A 17,690-nucleotide genomic window follows, 5' to 3' on the forward strand; every position below is an offset into this window, starting at 1 on the left:
AATCACTAATCACTAATCACTAATCACTAATCACTAATCACTAATCACCAATCCCTAATCCCTGATTGCTGTGTCGCTCCTCCGGAGCTTAAAGGTTTAACGGTGATTATATGAATTGCTACAAAGGTTATACTCCTCCGGAGTATTTTATCATTATACGTGAGATCATCCGCAACTATAGCTTAAAATTATGTTTGAAAAGCTTGCTTATTATTTACTCATTAATTTACTTTTTAATGAATCTTAGCTTTTAAGTTTTAGAGTTTTAATCTTTATCATCCAACTTCATCTTTAATTTCAATTTTCAAACTTTAATTAAAATAGACTATTAATAGATCTCAACAGATAATAGAACTCAACAGAAATCAAGGTGGGTATTTTAAATTGCAGAAAGATTTTTTAGCCCGGATAGAAGCGGTTACCCCGGAACTTGCGTGGAAGAGATGGAGGGGTTTAGATACGGAAAAGCAAGGGCGTGAGGAGTAGTAGCGGATAGCCGGAATTAGCTCTGAAAAATGATATTTATTATTGGTATTTTAAATAAAGCTTTTGAAAATTATTTCCTTAGAAATTGTTAAGAAGTAACAGCGGTAGAATCTTTTTCTAATAGCTGGAAATGAAACTGAATATTGGCAATGTTTTTCCATGTGGCATATTTAAAAAGAAAATAGCCGATTAACATTCCCATCGTATTTAAAAATACATCGTCTATATCTGCAACTCCTCGTCCGGTAAAATATTGGGTAGATTCGATGATGCTTATTGTGATAAGAAAAAATAGGGTGATCGGTATGAAATTATTAAACTTTTTGATGCATAATCCTAACCATCCAAAAGGACTAAATAAGAATACGTTTCCAAAAATATTTACTAAAAAGGCTTCATTATCAACATCATTTCCTGTAAAAAAATGTTCGATCGTAATAAAAGGTTTTAGTTGGAGATATGAAATTTCGGATGGCTCTCTTCCGGATGCATAAAACATCATATATAATAAAACGACGGTATATAAGGCAATAAATACTGCAAAATATCTTTTCATAGGTTTCCTTTTTGAGGATTAGTAATTAAAAAGAGGTTGAAGTGCTTATTAGTTTTTAGATATATTATGTTAACAAAAATCTTACCCTAATAGTATGTTGTTTTGAAAGTTTATAATTCTTTAGTACTATTTAACATAATATAAAAAGCCCCACTTCTAAAAGTGAGGCTGAATATCTTCTGAGCGAGTAAAATCACACCTGAATTACTCCCAAATTAAACTTCTCTGTAATCGGAGAATGATTGGCTGCTTCAATTCCCATTGAAATCCATTTTCTGGTATCTACAGGATTGATGATAGCATCAGTCCACAATCTTGCGGCTGCATATGTTGACTCGGTTTGTTTCTGATATTTCTTAGAAATTGTATCTAAAATTTCGTTATGTTCTTCTTCAGAAATTTGTTTTCCTTGTTTTTTTAAGGTTGATTCTTGGATTTGTGCTAAAACTTTTGCAGCCTGAGCTCCGCCCATTACTGCCAAATCTGCCCATGGCCAGGCTACAATCAATCTCGGATCGTAAGCTTTACCACACATTGCATAATTTCCTGCACCATAAGAATTTCCGGTGATGATGGTAAATTTAGGTACAACAGAATTTGACACGGCATTCACCATTTTTGCACCGTCTTTGATGATTCCGCCGTGTTCTGATTTTGAACCAACCATAAATCCTGTAACGTCTTGCAAGAAAATTAAAGGAATTTTTCTTTGGTTACAATTTGCAATAAATCGGGTTGCTTTGTCGGCAGAATCAGAATAAATTACACCGCCAAACTGCATTTCACCTTTACCACTTTTTACCAGCTTTCTCTGGTTGGCAACAATTCCTACAGACCAGCCGTCAACTCTTGCCGTGGCGCAGATAATACTTTTGCCGTAATCTGGTTTATATTCTTCAAATTCAGAATTATCAACGATACATTTTATAATTTCTAAAGTATCGTATTGTTCAGCTCTCGAAACGGGCATAATCCCGAAAATATTTTCAGGTTTTTCTTTAGGCGGGAAACTTTCTATTCTGTCGAAACCTGCTTTTTCGTAGCTTCCTACCGATTTCATAATATTTTTAATGCGGTCTAATGCATCCTTATCATCTTTAGCTTTATAATCGGTAACTCCCGAAATCGAGCAGTGTGTTGTTGCTCCGCCTAACGTTTCATTGTCGATACTTTCACCAATGGCAGCTTTCACCAGATAACTTCCGGCTAAGAAAATAGATCCGGTTTTGTCTACAATCATGGCTTCGTCGCTCATGATCGGAAGGTAAGCTCCACCAGCAACGCAGCTTCCCATTACTGCTGAAATCTGAATGATTCCGGCTGCGCTCATTTTAGCATTATTTCTGAAAATTCTTCCAAACATCTCTTTATCAGGAAAAATTTCATCCTGCATCGGAAGATAAACTCCCGCAGAATCTACAAGATAAATAATCGGAAGCCTGTTTTCCATGGCGATTTCCTGAGCTCTCAGATTTTTCTTTCCTGTGATGGGAAACCATGCTCCGGCTTTTACGGATGCGTCATTGGCAACAACTAAACATTGTTTTCCGGAAATGTAGCCCATTACAACCACAACGCCGCCACTCGGGCAACCGCCGTGCTCCTCATACATTTCATAACCTGCAAAAGCACCAATTTCTATGGAATCTGAATCTTTATCAAGAAGATATTCTATTCTTTCTCTTGCCGTCATTTTTCCTTCCTCACGAAGTTTCTGAAGCCTTTTTTCCCCACCGCCTTTTTTTATTTCTGTAAGCAGACGGTTGATTTCAGATAATTTTAATTTATTTTGATCTTCTCTTTTGTTAAATTCAATATCCATGAAATTTATATTTTAATCTGGCTAAAGATACTATTTTTAGAAAAAGTAATAAAATATGTTTTATTTTGTTTTAAAGATTTGGTAATCAGAAAATTATGATATTTTTAACAATTGCGATGTTTTTTTTGGTGCATATTTTGCTAACTTTACAGTAGAGTAATAGAAATGAAAGTTTCTATACAAATACTCTAAGTTCCTAGTTTATTTTTTTAATAGTTTATTATTTGAAGGCCCTGAAAGTTGTACAGATTTTCAGGGTTTTTAGGTTTTAATATGTAACCATCAGTTGTTTGCTATTATATTTCAATATTCAGATAAGAAACTCAATAATTTTAACCTAAAATAATGATGTTGGAATTATCCTTAAAAATATTCATCTGAATCTTATATTTTTTTAAATTTAATGAAAAGCTATTTGTAAATTTGTCTGTTTAAAATTTCAGAGGATCAACATGCAGAAACTAGCACTTTTCAGATTACATTTAATTGTCTTTTTATGGGGATTCACCGCAATTTTAGGTAAACTGATTACCGCAAATGCCCAGATTCTGGTGTTTTACAGGATGCTTTTTGCAGCCATATTTCTTTATGCATTTATAAGGATCTACAAAAAAGAGAGCATTAGGGTTTCGAAAAAATTATTTTTGCAATTATCGGGTGTTGGTTTTTTTATGGCGCTGCATTGGTACTGCTTTTTTTATTCGATAAAAGTTTCTAATGTTTCCATTGCTTTAAGCTGCCTCTCGTTGTCTACTTTGTTTGCATCGGTTTTGGAGCCCATTGTTTTTAAACGAAAAGTAGATATCTCGGAAGTGATTATGGGCGCAGTGATTGTTGCCTGTATTTTGCTTATCTTTAAAACAGAATTTCAGTACAAAGAAGGAATTTTTTACGGCGTTTTGTGTGCCATTTTCGGAACCGTATTTTCTGTTTTTAACGGGAAACTTTTCGGAAAAACCAGCCCGGGAAACATTATTTTTTATGAAATTTTCTCAGGATGGTTTATTTTAATGCTATTTTATCTTGCAACCGGGCAAATCATGCAGATGGATGAAATAAATTACCGAGATCTTGCGTTAATAGGCTTATTGGCAAGTGTATTTACAGCCTATCCTATGTTTGAATCTGTGAAGCTGATGAAATATATTTCGCCATTTACTTTAATTTTAACAGTTAATTTAGAACCAGTTTACGGAATTATACTAGCTTTTTTTATCTTTGGAGAATCAGAACACATGAGCCCGGTATTTTATGTTGCATCGTTGGTTATGATTTTGGCAATTGTTGTAAATGCGCTGATAAAAACTAGAAAACAAAAAAACATTAACTAAGCATCAATTATACATGATGAAAAAATATCTATTATTAGTATTTTCACTTCTATTCGGGTTTTCTCAATCTCAGATTATCAGAAAATATTCCAATGAATTTTTAAATATCGGAGCCGGAGCCAGAGGAATCGGGATGGGAGGTGCGGTGATGACCAGTCAGGACGATGTGTATTCACCGATGTGGAATCCCGCAGGATTGAACGGAATTACAAGAGATTGGCAAGGTGCAGCAATGCACGCAGAATATTTTGAATCGATTGCAAAATATGATTATCTGGCGTATGCAAAAGTTTTAGAGAACGGAGTTTTCGGAGTTTCTGTGGTACGTTTAGGCGTTGATAATATCTTGAATACAACTCAGTTAATCGATACTGAAGGAAATATCGATTACGATAAAATCACAAAATTTTCACAATCAGATTATGCAGGGATTATTTCTTATGCATTCAATCCTGGTGGAAATCCAAAACTGGATGTCGGTGTAAATGCGAAAATTGTTTACCGAAACGTTGGGAAATTTGCAAGCGGATATGGATTTGGTTTTGATGTTGGAGCCATTTACAAAGCTGATAACGGCTGGAAATTCGGAGGAGTTCTTCGTGATGCAACGACTACGGTCAACTTTTGGAGCGTTAATCAGAGTGAATTATCAACCATCGTAAACGGGGAAGAATTTAACCCTGCTCCAACTGATAAAATGGAATTGACCATGCCAAAATTGAATGCAGGAGCAAGTAAATTATTTAATATTAACAGCAGCTTATATGTTTTACCGGAAGCCGGAATTAATGTAGATTTTGCTAAAACGGCAGCGCTACTTTCAACAGATTTTGCGAGTATTACACCTTATGCAGGAGCTGAATTAGGATATCAGAAAATGATTTTTGTGAGATTGGGGGTCAACAGATTCCAGTCGATTACCGATATTGAAGATCTTCAAAGAAAAGTGTCTTTCCAGCCAAGTGCAGGTATCGGAATCCGTTACAGAGGTTTGACGCTTGATTATGCAATCAGCAATTCAGGAATCGGAGGTTCTAATTTTTATTCTAATTTCTTCTCATTAAAACTGGATATGGGAGAATTTAGAAATGATTAATTATTTTTTTATTTAAATAAATTGTATGAAAAAGTTATCTGTTATTATATCGTCTTTTTGTGTAATGCTTTCGTATGCGCAGAAAGTTTCAGATTATAAGTATGTAGTTGTTCCGGGCACATTTGAAAGTTTTAAAAAAGATAATTACGGTCTTAGTGCATTATTAACTAAAAATCTGAAAGCCAAACAATATACCATAATTTCTGAAAACAGAGGTCAGTGGCCGGAAGATGCAAATGCAAACCCGTGTTCTGTTTTGAACGCAGATTTGGTAAATGACAGTAATTTTCTTAGAAATAAAATCATTTTAGAATTTAAAGACTGCAACAGCAAAGTAATTTCTTCCGAAAAAGGAGGCTCGTCAATTAAAGAATTTGCCGAAGGTTACCAAGATGCCTTATCTAAAGCTTTGGTAGCGATTCCTATATCTAAACCTACAGAACAGAATAATATGGTTTATTCGATGAACAGGGATTATTCGATGAATAATGTGCAGGAAGGAATGAAACAAGAACCTGTAAGAACAGAATCAAAAAGAGAATCTGATAAATCGGTAAGATTTTCAAATGGTAAAATCAATTTGCAGAAGATTCAGATAGATGAAACTCAGTTTATTTTAGCAGACGGCAACAGTTCTGTTCCTTTTGCAACTTTCAAAGAGACTACAAAGAAAGATGTTTTCAGAGTAAAACTAAGTTCAGGAGAATCTACAACAGGGTATTACGAAAACGGAAATTTAGTAATCGAAATTCCGAAAGGGAATGACGAATATTCAAAAGAAGTATTTTCACCTGTAAAATAGTTTCAAAAATTTTTACAAAAATATTAAAAAAGCCTTACCCGAAAACTTCAGGTAAGGCTCCTTAAAATAAACCATAAAAACTAAAATTAGGGCATCAATACTGTATCAATTACATGTATCACGCCATTTGACTGATTAACGTCTGCAATCGTAACTTTCGCTTTGTTACCTTTTGCGTCGGTTATATATAGATCTTTTCCTTTCGTCCAGAACGTAAGTTCTTCACCTTGTACGGTTTTCATCATCGCTTTGCCGTTTCCTGCTTTTACCGCTGCCCAAACTTGTTTTGCATTATATTTTCCTGGCAAGACATGATACGTTAAAATTTTTGTAAGCATTGCTTTATTTTCCGGTTTTACAAGGTTTTCAACCGTTCCTGCAGGTAATTTTGCAAAGGCTGCATCTGTCGGAGCGAAAACCGTGAAAGGACCTTCACTTTGTAATGTTTCAACCTTATTATTGAGAAGTAATTTTGTTGTTATCATCATTTACGAAGATCAGTTTGGTTTAGATTTAAGAATTTTATTTTTTAACAATAATTAACCGTAATCGATTATTTTTTAATTAATTATTTTGTGGTATTAAATTTTAAAAGTTTTTTTTCATTATTTAGTTTATTTTAATACATTTGAAATGAAAAAATATCCACCATAAAAGCAAACTATTCAGAAGAAGAACTTATCGTTTTGCTGAGACAGAAAAACGAAGCTGGTTTTCATCATTTGTATGATAACTATTCGGGTGCGTTGTATGGTGTAATTCTCAGAATAGTTCAGTCTAAAGAATATACAGAAGAGATTATTCAGGATGTTTTTGTGAAAATCTGGAATTCTATCCATCAATACGATGCTGCGAAAGGTAGATTTTATACCTGGATGATTAATATTGCCAGAAACACAGCAATTGATTATCTTAAATCTAAAAGTTTTCAAAATCAACTTAAAAACCAACCCATACCAGATTTCGTATATGAGAATGCGGAACTTTCAACTACCAATAATTCTGATTTTATTGGCTTTAGTAAAGTGCTTGAAAGTTTAGAATCTGATAAGCAAGAACTCATAGACCTTGCTTATTATCAGGGTTTTACGCAGAGTGAGATATCAGAAAAACTGAATATGCCTTTAGGTACTGTAAAAACAAAAATGCGGAATGCATTAATGAAATTAAAAGACTTGTTAAAAGATTTTCAATAAATTGGATAGTAAAGAATACATATCATCCGGAATTCTAGAATCTTACATTCTAGGTCTTGCTTCTCCCGAGGAAGCAGGTATTTTGGAGTGTGTGATGAAGAATAATGCCGAAGTAAAAGCCGCTTACGAAGAAGCGCAAAAAACTTTTGAATTGCTTGCAACARCACAGGCAATAACGCCGCCCAATGATTTAAAATCAAAAATTTGGGAAAAAATTCAGTCTCAACCAGAAGTTGAAGAAGTGAAAACTGAAAATATAATTACAATTACTGAGCCAAAATCAGAAATACAACCAGAAACTCAGCAGATAAAAAATAACGGCTGGAAGACCTTTGCGGTGGCTGCATCCGTTTTATTTTTAGTAAGTATTATAGCTAATCTTTATTGGTTAAACAGTCAAAATGAAATTAAAAAAGAATTAGCTGATTTAAAATCTGATAAGCAATCTCAACATCTTGCGATGCAGAATCTTGAGCAGAAATTGAAGGTTACCTCAAACCCGAAAATGCTTAAAATTGTTTTGGCAGGAGTTGAAAAACATCCGGAATCAAATGCCGTAGTTTATTGGGATAAAACGTCTAAAGATGTTTATTTAACGGCGAATAGTTTACCAAAGGCTCCTGAAGGAATGCAGTATCAGCTTTGGGCAATTGCAGACGGAAAACCGGTAAGCGCAGGAATGTACACCGACGAAAAAGATGCTAAAATAGCTTTGGCAAACATTCCGAATGCACAGGCTTTTGCGATTACTCTGGAAAAAGAAGGCGGAAGTGCAGTTCCTACAATGGAAAATATGTACGTAATGGGAGAAGTTTAAATTATACATTTTTATAATACCATAAAAAAGACAGTTCTAAAGCAGAGCTGTCTTTTGTCTTTTATTTTAAAAAAAATATTTTATTATTGATGATTAAAAAACTCCCAGATTATTTTTGCTTTAGATTTTCCTAAAATTTCTTCTAAAGTTTCAAGATTAGATTCTTTTATTCTTTTCACTGATTTTAATTTAGACAAAAGCAGTTCAATAGTTTTTTCACCAACTCCCGGAATTTCTTCAAGCTCAGATTTTATCGTAGAATTGGTACGCCTCGTTCGGTGGTGCTTTACCCCGAAACGGTGCGCTTCATCTCTTACTCTCTGCAAAACTTTTAGGGTTTCAGATTTTTTGTCAAGATACAACGGAATAGGGTCTTCCGGAAAGAAAATTTCTTCCAGCCTTTTTGCAATTCCTACAATGGTTATTTTTCCGTATAATCCGAGTAATTTTAAGCTTTTTATGGCTGATGAAAGCTGGCCTTTTCCACCATCAATTAAAATCAATTGAGGCAAACTTTCTCCTTCCTCAAGCATTCTTTTGTAACGGCGAAAAATTACTTCTTCCATCGTTTTAAAATCATCGGGTCCGGTAACCGTTTTAGGATGAAAAATTCTGTAATCGGCTTTGCTGGGTTTTCCGTCTTTAAAAACAACACACGCAGAAACCGGATTGGTTCCCTGGATATTGGAATTGTCAAAACCTTCAATATGTCTCGGCTCAACAGGCATTCTCAGTAATTTTTGCATCTCTGCCATAATCCTGTTTGAATGTCTTTCCGGATCTACAATCTGTACCTGCTTTAATTTTTCTAAACGATATTCTTTGGCATTTTTTTCTGAAAGTTCTACGATTCTTTTTTTATCGCCAACTTTTGGAACAATCAGTTTGACGTTAGGAATTTCTACACTTAAATGAAACGGAAGCAAAACTTCTTTAGAATCAGAATCAAACTTCTGGCGGATTTCGATCAAAGCTTCTTCCATGATTTCTTCATCGCTTTCTTCAAGCATTTTCTTGATTTCGGTGGTGAAACTCTGAATGATATTTCCGTTTCTTATTTTAAAATAATTAACGTAAGCCGCCGTTTCATCACTCGTCATTCCGAAAACATCCACATCGTCGATATTTGGGTTTACAACCGTATGTTTTGCCTGATAATCTTCAAGAATATTGAGTCTTTCCTTAATCATCTGAGCATTTTCAAACTGAAGGTTTGTAGCGTATTTCGTCATCTGATTGATGAGATATTCTTTTGCCCGTCTGAAATCTCCTTTTACAATCCCACGAATCGCATCTATTTTTTCGTCATAATCTTCTTTGCTTTCCAGGTTTTCACACGGCCCTTCACAGTTTTTGATATGAAACTCAAGACAGACTTTATATTTTCCCTCTTCAATTTTTTTCGGAGCTAAATTTAAATTGCAGGTACGCAGTTTATAAATATGCTTAATAGTATCCAGTAAAATCTTTGCCGGACGTACTTTTGCGTAAGGTCCAAAATATTCAGAGCCGTCTTTTATTTTATTTCTTGTGAGAAAAATCCTTGGAAAATCTTCATTCTTAATGCAAATCCACGGATAAGTTTTATCGTCTTTCAACATGATATTGTAGAAAGGCTGATGTTCTTTTATCAGGTTGTTTTCCAGTAAAAGTGCGTCATATTCACTGTTTACAATCGTAGTTTCAAGACGGTTTATTTTTCCGACCATAATTCTGGTGCGGTAACCGGAAAGCGTTTTGTTGAAATAAGAAAGTACTCTTTTCTTTAGATTTTTGGCTTTACCTACATACAGTAGATTTTCGTTTTTATCGTAATACCGATAAACGCCGGGTTCGGAAGGTAAAGTTTTAAGCTGCAGTTCTAAAGACGGATTCATACTACAAATTTAAGCAATTTCGGTGCACAAAAAAAGCTGCAGAAAATTCTACAGCTTCAGATTTATAGTTAAATTATTTTATCCGTGTGTCATTTGAGTATATTCGCTTACCAAAAAGCTGAAATAATCCCATTCTACAGAATTTTTAGGATATTTTTTCATAAATTCTGCATTGTCGCCAAATAAGAAATCATAGTTGTCTTCAAAATCATCTTTGTGAAGCCACATTACTTTGTCTCCTTTTTTTACGTAATAAGATTTAATAACACCACCTCCCAACTGAGGTCCACCAAAGGAAACACCACCAGTTTCTTTTGCTCTCGGATCGTGGTAAACAGAGATAACATCGCTGAACTCAGGATTGATAAGCTGCATCAGAAATTCTTTATCATCTTTTTTGTTCTTTAAAGAAACGGTTTGGTTTACAAAGTGAATGTTTTCGCCGGTCGTGTTCTTCGTCAGTTTTTTAGTTCCGAAATTTCTGATGTTACCAAAATATTTTCCCACTTTGGCAATCTTTTCGGCGTTGCTTGGGTAGATGTACATTTCGCTTACATTTTCAGCATTAAAAGTCATTTGCTTTTTTGTGACACTGTCTTTAATGGCGATTTCATAGATCTGTCCTTTTTTAGAATCAACTTTGCTGCAATATCCTTTATTTACAGTTCCGTCTTTCATAATGATGGTAGATATTTTCTTTGGAGAAGGAATATTAAACCCTTCATTGAAAAGATAGGTTTCCATTTTTTTGATCTCTTCCTTAGAATACTTCACTTTGTTTTGAGCAAATGAAAATGCACTTGTCAACGAAAGTGCCAATAATAGAGCTTTAAATTTCATATAAATCAGTTTTTTATTGGCGATAAAAATAGGAAAATAATTGTCTGTTTCTTAAAATATTTTTTCCTTGAAAGATGACTTTTTCAGTATGCTCAAAAATGAGTACTTTTAGGCAAATTTTTTTGAAATGATTTACGGTATAGACACTTTCAGTTTCCATGATGTTTTGGAAATCTGTAAAGCCCCAAATAAAGCTAAATTAAATAAAGCTGCGAAAGAGCAGATTATAAAATCTCAGAATAATGTAAAGCAGATTGTAGAGTCAGACCGATGTGTTTATGGGATCAATACAGGATTCGGGCCGCTTTGTGATACTAAAATTTCGGCTGATGAAACGGCACAGCTTCAGTACAATTTAATTATTTCTCATGCAGTAGGAGTAGGAAAACCGATTGATAAAGAGTTTTCAAAAATCATGATGATTGCGAAGGTTCATGCATTGTCAAAAGGTTTTTCTGGAGTTTCTCTGGAAGTGATCGAAAGATTTATCGTAATGCTTGAAAAAGATATTATTCCTGTGGTTCCGGAGCAGGGTTCTGTAGGAGCTTCAGGAGATTTAGCTCCGTTATCACACTTGGTTTTACCACTTTTAGGACTCGGACAGGTTTGGGTAGGCAATGAAATTTTCGAAACGGCTGAAGTTTTAGAAAAAAACAATCTTGAGCCATTGGTTTTGGGACCGAAAGAAGGTTTGGGGCTCATCAACGGAACTCAGTTTATTCTGGCCCATGCGATAAAAGGTTTAGAAAAATTTGAATATTTATTAGACTTAGCAGATATGACTGCAGCGATGAGTCTTGAAGCATACAGAGGTTCTGCAAGTCCTTTTAAGAAAGAACTTCATGACATCAGACCATTTGAAGGAAGTAAAAAAGTAGCCGCAAGAATGGTGAAATTTTTAAAAAATTCTGAAAACTTAAAAGCTCACGAAGAGTGTGAAAGAGTTCAGGATCCTTATTCTATGAGATGCGTTCCGCAGGTTCACGGCGCAAGCAGAAATGCTTTTGAACACCTTAAAATGATGGCAGAAACAGAATTAAATTCTGTAACTGACAACCCGATTGTTTTAAGTGCTGAAGAATCTATTTCAGGAGGTAATTTCCACGGTCAGTTGATGGCGATGCCTTTAGATTATGCAACTTTGGCAGCAGCAGAATTGGGAAATATTTCAGACAGAAGAAGCTATTTATTACTTGAAGGAAAATACGGTTTACCAAGATTATTAACCGAAAGCTCAGGTTTAAATTCCGGATTTATGATCCCGCAATATACTGCTGCAGCTTTGGTTACTGAAAATAAAACGCTTTGTTTCCCGGCTTCGGCAGATTCTATCCCGACAAGTTTAGGACAGGAAGATCATGTTTCGATGGGAAGTATTTCAGGGAGAAAGTTTAATCAGGTTCTTGGGAATTTAGTCAATATTTTGGCTGTTGAATTAATGTTTGCTGCGCAAGGTTTAGAATTCAGAAGACCTGCAAAATGCTCAAAAATAATTGAAGAAAATTTTGCGATTCTACGTTCAAAAGTAGCAAAATTAGAAGATGACCGATTGATCGGAAAAGATATGTTGGCAATCGCAGAGTTGATTAACGAAAGGAAATTTGTTGTCAATTTTTAAAATGAAATCTTTTGCGGATTAAACAGATTGAGCTGATTTTATTATTAGCGAAATTACTAAATCTGCGAGAGAATTTTTAATCTAAATAAAATGCAAATCCTCAGAACAGATTCTTCAAATATAGATTTTCAAAATTTAGTTAAGCTTTTAGATGCAGATTTAGCCATTCGCAATGGTGATAAGCATGCATTTTATGATCAGTTTAATAAAATTGATATGATTAAAAACTGCATTGTTATTTATATAGATAAAATTCCTGCTGCTTGCGGAGCTTTCAAAAAATTTGAAGAAAACACTGTTGAAATCAAAAGAATGTATACCAGTCCCAAATTCAGAAAAAAAGGTTTGGCTACGGCAATTGTAAAAGAACTTGAGATTTGGGCAAAAGAATCGGACTATAAAAAAGCTGTTTTAGAAAGTTCGTTAAAACAAAACGAAGCACTTTCTGTGTACGAAAAAAGCGGTTATCATCGAATTCCCAATTACGGCCAGTATATCGGAATTGATGAAAGTGTTTGTTATGAGAAAATTTTATAAAAATATCTATAGAGTCGGGCTTTAGCCCGGCTTTTCTTTTGTGAATATTTAATCTTTTATCTTTTATCTTTGTTCTTTTATCTAATTACCATTTCTCTGTCAAATATTTCCAATATCGTTTCGGAACATGTTGAATGTGCAATTTTGTATTTTTCCTTTCTTTAATATTCGTTTTGGTAAAATAACTTTGCCACAAAGTCTGATATTTTTTCTCTTCCTCATGGAATTTCTGCTGATATCGGTTTAAATCTATTTTTTCATCCGGATAAAAGAATTCACAGTTTTCTAAATCATAAAACAAACCATAATGTCTTCTCAAATCATAAATCATCCATTTTTGATCTGCATACCGGTCTTTAAAATGTTTTCTTATTAAAGGCAGAACATTAAAATCAGGATCAATTTTTGCAAAATAAATTTCGTCCTGCAATTTTTCAAAACGTACAAAAGCGGTCATTCGGTGTCTTTCCCGGCTTACAGATTTGCAGATTTTTGCAATTTTCAGAATATTGTCATGGGCAAAATTTTTCAATATATTTTCTTCCGGATGTTTAATAGATTGTTTTACGGCAGATAAAATCAGTTTTTCCATTTCCTGATCTTCTGAAAGAAAAACCTGTAACAGTTGATGAATTCCGGATTTTCCGATATTTTTCTCAAGTTTATTTAAAACTCTTTCAGATTTTTCCTGCTGTGTAATCACTTCATGAATTTCTGCAAACATATTTTCCTGCTGAAAATTTTCTTTGCTGAAAATTTCCACGTCTTTATATCGATATTCGAAAACTTCAAATATCGCAGTGAAAAGTCCGTCGAAACTTCCGTCGTAGAGTAGGGTTGTCATTTGAGTTGGAGGGTTTGAGAGTTTTTAGAGTGTTTGTGTTATTCGTGAAAATATTTGTGAAATTGGTGTTTTATTATTCTTTATAACAGATTAATTTTAGTTCATTTTCATTTAGTTCAAAAAAGAAATGCCCAATCTTTTCTATATTCAGTTTAATATCTTCTAAATCCTGAACATTATTTTTTGAATCAATTATTTTAGGGAAAATTAGATATTCAATTTCTCTGTATTCCAACCATTCACCAAAAGAATTACTTCCCTCAAAGCCATTTTGCCAATAGTCGTATTCATAAATTGTATTTTCATCCAAATATAACTCGCCGATTTTATCGTTTTGAACTTTCTTAAATTGAATTTTCCTTACTTTCTCTATATTATCAACGAGACCATCAATCAATCTTACCCATTTTGAATTTGACATCAGATGTTGTGAAAACAATGAAACTGTGCTGTCAATTTTTTGTAACTGTAACTGATCATGGATTAAAGCTTTCTTTGTTCTCATATATTAAGAATGAATAAGTATAAAAATGATTTAGAAATTAAAAATATTGTGGAACATCTCTGCTTCCATGAAGAATTCTTACAATTCGAATGTGATCATCTAAAACTCGATAGAAAATAACATGATTATCTTTGGGAAAACTGTATAAACCTTGTTTTATTTCATTTCGGGCTTTGCCCAATTCCGGATTTGTAATCAAATTCTGAAAAATATCTTCTATTTCAAGAAGGTACTTTTCAGCCTGATCAAATCCAAATTTATTAAACGTAAAGTTAAAAATGTCCTCCAGATCCTGATCAGCAAATTCCGATAAAATATAGAATTTTTCAGACATTATTTCTGATTCACTTTTTTAGATTTTATAATATCTTTTACAGAGCGAGAACTCGAATTTCCTTCCCATCCTTTTTCGATTTCCGCTTTCAAATCCTGAATAAGGCGATGACGATAAATTTCGTGAAGACGCAAAGCATCTCTTACAACCTCACTTGCATTTTGAAAATCTCCCGATTCTATTTGGTTTGAAATATATTCTTCCTGTTTTTTTGTGAAACTTACATTCATTTTGTAATCTTTACTCAAAAATATAAAATATATCCAAATTTAGCAAATATGGACAATTGATATAGGAGAATTTGAAAGTTTTTAAAGTGTTTGTGTTATTCGTGAAATATTTGTGCAATTTGTGTTTAAAAAAGCGTCAATTGCTGCGAAAACTGATTTTGAAATTTCGACTGACTTCCGCCAATAATCAATCTTCTTAAATTTAAATCTGTTAAGTGCTTTAAAAATGGATTTCCATACGTGAAATCAATAAAATACTTTGCCCGGTTCACTGCGGCTCCCAATTTTTTAAGATGATCAATACTTAAAACCTGAAATTTTCTTGCACTCACAATTTTCTGGGCAGTTTTTACACCAATTCCCGGAATTCTGAGAATCATTTTATAATCTGCGGTTTGCAAATTAACAGGAAACTGATCTAAATGACGCAGAGCCCAACTTAATTTTGGGTCGACTTCCAGATCCAGAAAAGGCATATTAAAATCTAAAATTTCATCAGCTTTAAAACCATAAAAACGCATCAGCCAATCAGATTGATACAAACGGTTTTCCCGTAAAACTGGGACTTCCGCTGTAATCGCAGGCAAACGATTATCGACAGTTACAGGAATGTATCCGGAATAATAAACCCTTTTCATTCCGTAATTTTTGTAAAAATGATCGGCAACTTTAATAATTTGTAAATCATTTTCATTGGTTGCGCCCACAATCATTTGAGTCGATTGTCCGGCCGGAGCAAATTTAGGAGCGCTTCTGATGATTTTCTTTTCATCCTCGCTCCGGGAATCGATTTTAAATGAATATAACCGTTAAATTTATGCTCGGTTCTCAATTTTTTAGCAACACGCACCAAACGTTCCATCGTCGTATCGGCATCTTTGAAAATTCCGGAACTTAGAAATAAGCCTTCAATATAATTTCTGCGGTAAAAACTTATAGTTAAATCAACCACTTCTTCCACCGTAAAAGCAGCACGTTTGATGTCATTCGATTTTCGAGAAACGCAATAAATGCAATCGTAAATACAATGATTGGTTAAAAGAATTTTGAGCAGAGAAACACAACGCCCGTCTTCGGTGTAAGTATGGCAGRTTCCGCTTGCTGAGCTGTCGCCTAAACCTCCGTTGTTTTTTCTTTTTCCGCCGCTTGAAGAGCACGAAACATCGTACTTCGCAGCATCTGCAAGTATTTCGAGCTTCTCTTTTATGCGGTCAAAATTCATTTATATAAATATTTTGCAATTAAAAAATCTGATAAAAGTTTAAACAAAATTAAGTCCAAAATTGAGAAAAGTCAGTGTTTTTAAAACAAACTTATCCACATATTTCCGAAGCAAAATTAGTATATTTACGGGCATTAAATTTATGAGTGAGATCGTAAAAATTACGATAACCTGTAAAAAAATAAACACTATTCTTATGAATCATAAACCAGTAGAAGGTTTTTCTAAATTAACCAAACAGGGGAAAATAGACTGGCTTGTTAGCGAATATCTCGAAGGAAACCAGGATTATCAATATATACTCAATCAATATTGGAACGAAAATGCAGACTTACAGAAGCTTCACGATGAGTTTTCTGAAAACACGATCTCCAATTTTTATATGCCTTACGGAATTGCGCCCAATTTTCTGATCAACGGAAAATTATTTGCTTTGCCAATGGCTGTGGAAGAAAGTTCTGTCGTTGCAGCAGCTTCAAAAGCAGCAAAATTCTGGATCGATAAAGGTGGTTTTAAAACGACCATCATCAACACCGAAAAATTAGGACACACGCATTTTATCATAGATGTAGAATCTCACAAGCTGCTTCATTTTTTTAATTTTAGTTTAAAGAAAAAGCTGTTTGAGGCAACAGAAGTGATTACGGCAAACATGAGAAATCGTGGCGGCGGAATTTTAGACATAAAACTGATTGACAAAACTTCCGAAATGCCGAATTATTACCAGCTGAAAGCAAGTTTTGATACGGTAGATTCTATGGGAGCCAACTTTATCAATTCTTGTCTGGAGCAGTTTGGAAAAACATTGAAACAGGAAATTGCAATCAGTGAAGATTTTACTCAGGATGAAAAAAATTCTTTACAGATTGTGATGAATATTCTTTCCAATTTCACGCCCGATTGTATTGTAAGAGCTGAAGTTTCCTGTAAAATTGTAGATCTGAAAGACGACAGCGGAATTTCAAACGAAGAATTTGCAAGAAAATTTAAACAAGCGGTTACGATTGCTGAAATTGAACCATTCCGTGCGACAACCCATAACAAAGGAATTATGAACGGTGTTGATGCAGTCGTGATTGCAACCGGAAATGATTTCAGAGCAACTGAAGCTTGTGCGCATGCTTATGCTTCGAAAGATGGAAAATATTCTTCGTTGACGCATTGTACAATTGACAACGGAGTTTTCAGATTCTGGATTGATCTTCCGATTTCTGTAGGAGTTGTCGGTGGTTTAACGAATCTTCATCCTTTGGTAAAATTCTCTTTGGCGCTTCTCGGAAAACCATCTGCTCAGGAATTAATGAGTATTTTGGCGGTTTCAGGGCTGGCTCAGAATTTTGGAGCGCTTCGTTCTTTGGTCACAACAGGAATTCAGAAAGGACATATGAAAATGCATTTGCTGAATATTTTAAATCAAATGGAGGCAACAGAAGAAGAAAAACAACATTTTGTAACTTATTTTAAAGATAAAACGGTGACGCATCACGAAGTAATCAATGAATTTAACAGGTTAAGAGGAAAATAAATGATACTGATACAGATTATTTTAGCTGTTTTATTTATTGTTTTTGGAATCT

The 17,690-nt window shown here is 34.1% G+C and carries 16 protein-coding genes and 2 pseudogenes; 8 read left to right on the top strand and 10 right to left on the bottom strand.

Annotation, left to right across the window (positions count from 1 at the left end; translation table 11 throughout):
- Nucleotides 1-574: 574 nt before the first annotated feature.
- Both AB4Y90_RS08760 and AB4Y90_RS08765 read right to left on the bottom strand, forming a co-directional pair.
- The gene (locus tag AB4Y90_RS08760) at nt 575-1,042 is read right to left on the bottom strand and encodes a VanZ family protein (protein WP_441557025.1); all 468 of its coding nucleotides are present in this window, start codon (nt 1,040-1,042) and stop codon (nt 575-577) included.
- A 193-nt stretch (nt 1,043-1,235) separates the two neighbouring features.
- Nucleotides 1,236-2,864 carry an acyl-CoA carboxylase subunit beta gene (locus tag AB4Y90_RS08765; protein WP_441557026.1) on the bottom strand — a complete coding sequence of 543 codons (1,629 nt, stop codon included), beginning with the start codon at nt 2,862-2,864 and terminating at the stop codon, nt 1,236-1,238.
- Nucleotides 2,865-3,316: 452 nt separating this feature from the next.
- Here AB4Y90_RS08765 and AB4Y90_RS08770 point away from each other — a divergent pair, with 452 nt between their 5' ends.
- The 3 genes from AB4Y90_RS08770 to AB4Y90_RS08780 are packed head-to-tail and all read left to right on the top strand — an operon-like array spanning nt 3,317 to nt 6,093.
- Nucleotides 3,317-4,195 (top strand): DMT family transporter, encoded by an 879-nt coding sequence (locus tag AB4Y90_RS08770; RefSeq protein ID WP_441557027.1) that lies wholly within the window; start codon nt 3,317-3,319, stop codon nt 4,193-4,195.
- Nucleotides 4,196-4,208: 13 nt separating this feature from the next.
- Complete coding sequence (locus AB4Y90_RS08775) at nt 4,209-5,291, top strand: PorV/PorQ family protein (RefSeq protein ID WP_441557028.1); 1,083 nt, start codon at nt 4,209-4,211, stop codon at nt 5,289-5,291.
- A gap of 25 nt (nt 5,292-5,316) precedes the next feature.
- Entirely contained in the window at nt 5,317-6,093 is a 777-nt protein-coding gene (locus AB4Y90_RS08780) for a hypothetical protein (RefSeq protein ID WP_441557029.1), read from the top strand.
- A gap of 86 nt (nt 6,094-6,179) precedes the next feature.
- On the opposite strand, the pseudogene AB4Y90_RS08785 reads toward AB4Y90_RS08780, so the two are convergent.
- Nucleotides 6,180-6,545: pseudogene (locus tag AB4Y90_RS08785) on the bottom strand (fasciclin domain-containing protein); the annotation flags it as partial.
- Nucleotides 6,546-6,779: 234 nt separating this feature from the next.
- Here AB4Y90_RS08785 and AB4Y90_RS08790 point away from each other — a divergent pair.
- Together AB4Y90_RS08790 and AB4Y90_RS08795 are read left to right on the top strand one after the other, a co-directional pair.
- Nucleotides 6,780-7,289: an RNA polymerase sigma factor gene (locus AB4Y90_RS08790; protein ID WP_441557030.1), complete on the top strand. Its 510-nt coding sequence runs from the start codon at nt 6,780-6,782 to the stop codon at nt 7,287-7,289.
- Nucleotide 7,290: 1 nt separating this feature from the next.
- A complete protein-coding gene (locus AB4Y90_RS08795) occupies nt 7,291-8,106 on the top strand; it encodes an anti-sigma factor (protein WP_441557031.1) in 816 nt (271 codons plus the stop codon).
- Between the two features lie 83 nt (nt 8,107-8,189).
- Here the strand turns inward: AB4Y90_RS08795 and uvrC are convergent, their stop codons facing one another.
- Together uvrC and AB4Y90_RS08805 are read right to left on the bottom strand one after the other, a co-directional pair.
- A complete protein-coding gene (uvrC, locus tag AB4Y90_RS08800; RefSeq protein WP_441557032.1) occupies nt 8,190-9,983 on the bottom strand; it encodes an excinuclease ABC subunit UvrC in 1,794 nt (597 codons plus the stop codon).
- 78 nt (nt 9,984-10,061) lie between these two features.
- Nucleotides 10,062-10,823, bottom strand: coding sequence for a hypothetical protein (locus tag AB4Y90_RS08805; RefSeq protein ID WP_441557033.1), 762 nt, complete (start codon nt 10,821-10,823; stop codon nt 10,062-10,064).
- Nucleotides 10,824-10,950: 127 nt separating this feature from the next.
- On the opposite strand from AB4Y90_RS08805, the gene hutH reads away from it, so the two are divergent.
- Nucleotides 10,951-12,441 (top strand): histidine ammonia-lyase, encoded by a 1,491-nt coding sequence (gene hutH / locus AB4Y90_RS08810; protein WP_441557034.1) that lies wholly within the window; start codon nt 10,951-10,953, stop codon nt 12,439-12,441.
- A 90-nt stretch (nt 12,442-12,531) separates the two neighbouring features.
- Nucleotides 12,532-12,978, top strand: a complete 447-nt coding sequence (locus AB4Y90_RS08815) for a GNAT family N-acetyltransferase (protein WP_441557035.1) — start codon at nt 12,532-12,534, stop codon at nt 12,976-12,978.
- An 85-nt stretch (nt 12,979-13,063) separates the two neighbouring features.
- On the opposite strand, the gene AB4Y90_RS08820 is transcribed toward AB4Y90_RS08815, so the two are convergent.
- From AB4Y90_RS08820 to AB4Y90_RS08840, 5 genes and pseudogenes are all read right to left on the bottom strand, one after another.
- Nucleotides 13,064-13,822, bottom strand: a complete 759-nt coding sequence (locus tag AB4Y90_RS08820; RefSeq protein ID WP_441557036.1) for a TIGR03915 family putative DNA repair protein — start codon at nt 13,820-13,822, stop codon at nt 13,064-13,066.
- 73 nt (nt 13,823-13,895) lie between these two features.
- On the bottom strand, nt 13,896-14,327 hold the full coding sequence (locus AB4Y90_RS08825; RefSeq protein WP_441557037.1) for a hypothetical protein: 432 nt from the start codon (nt 14,325-14,327) through the stop codon (nt 13,896-13,898).
- Between the two features lie 37 nt (nt 14,328-14,364).
- The gene (locus tag AB4Y90_RS08830) at nt 14,365-14,661 is read right to left on the bottom strand and encodes a type II toxin-antitoxin system RelE/ParE family toxin (protein ID WP_441557038.1); all 297 of its coding nucleotides are present in this window, start codon (nt 14,659-14,661) and stop codon (nt 14,365-14,367) included.
- Nucleotides 14,661-14,891 (bottom strand): type II toxin-antitoxin system ParD family antitoxin, encoded by a 231-nt coding sequence (locus tag AB4Y90_RS08835; protein ID WP_441557039.1) that lies wholly within the window; start codon nt 14,889-14,891, stop codon nt 14,661-14,663. The genes AB4Y90_RS08830 and AB4Y90_RS08835 overlap by 1 nt, the downstream gene beginning before the upstream one ends.
- A 125-nt stretch (nt 14,892-15,016) precedes the next feature.
- Nucleotides 15,017-16,113 (bottom strand): annotated as a pseudogene (locus tag AB4Y90_RS08840) (putative DNA modification/repair radical SAM protein).
- A 196-nt stretch (nt 16,114-16,309) separates the two neighbouring features.
- Between AB4Y90_RS08840 and AB4Y90_RS08845 the strand changes: the two are divergent.
- Entirely contained in the window at nt 16,310-17,638 is a 1,329-nt protein-coding gene (locus tag AB4Y90_RS08845) for a hydroxymethylglutaryl-CoA reductase, degradative (RefSeq protein WP_441557040.1), read from the top strand.
- Nucleotides 17,639-17,690: the final 52 nt, after the last annotated feature.

The sequence above is a fragment of the Chryseobacterium sp. 2TAF14 genome (assembly GCF_052115105.1).
Classification (GTDB): domain Bacteria; phylum Bacteroidota; class Bacteroidia; order Flavobacteriales; family Weeksellaceae; genus Chryseobacterium.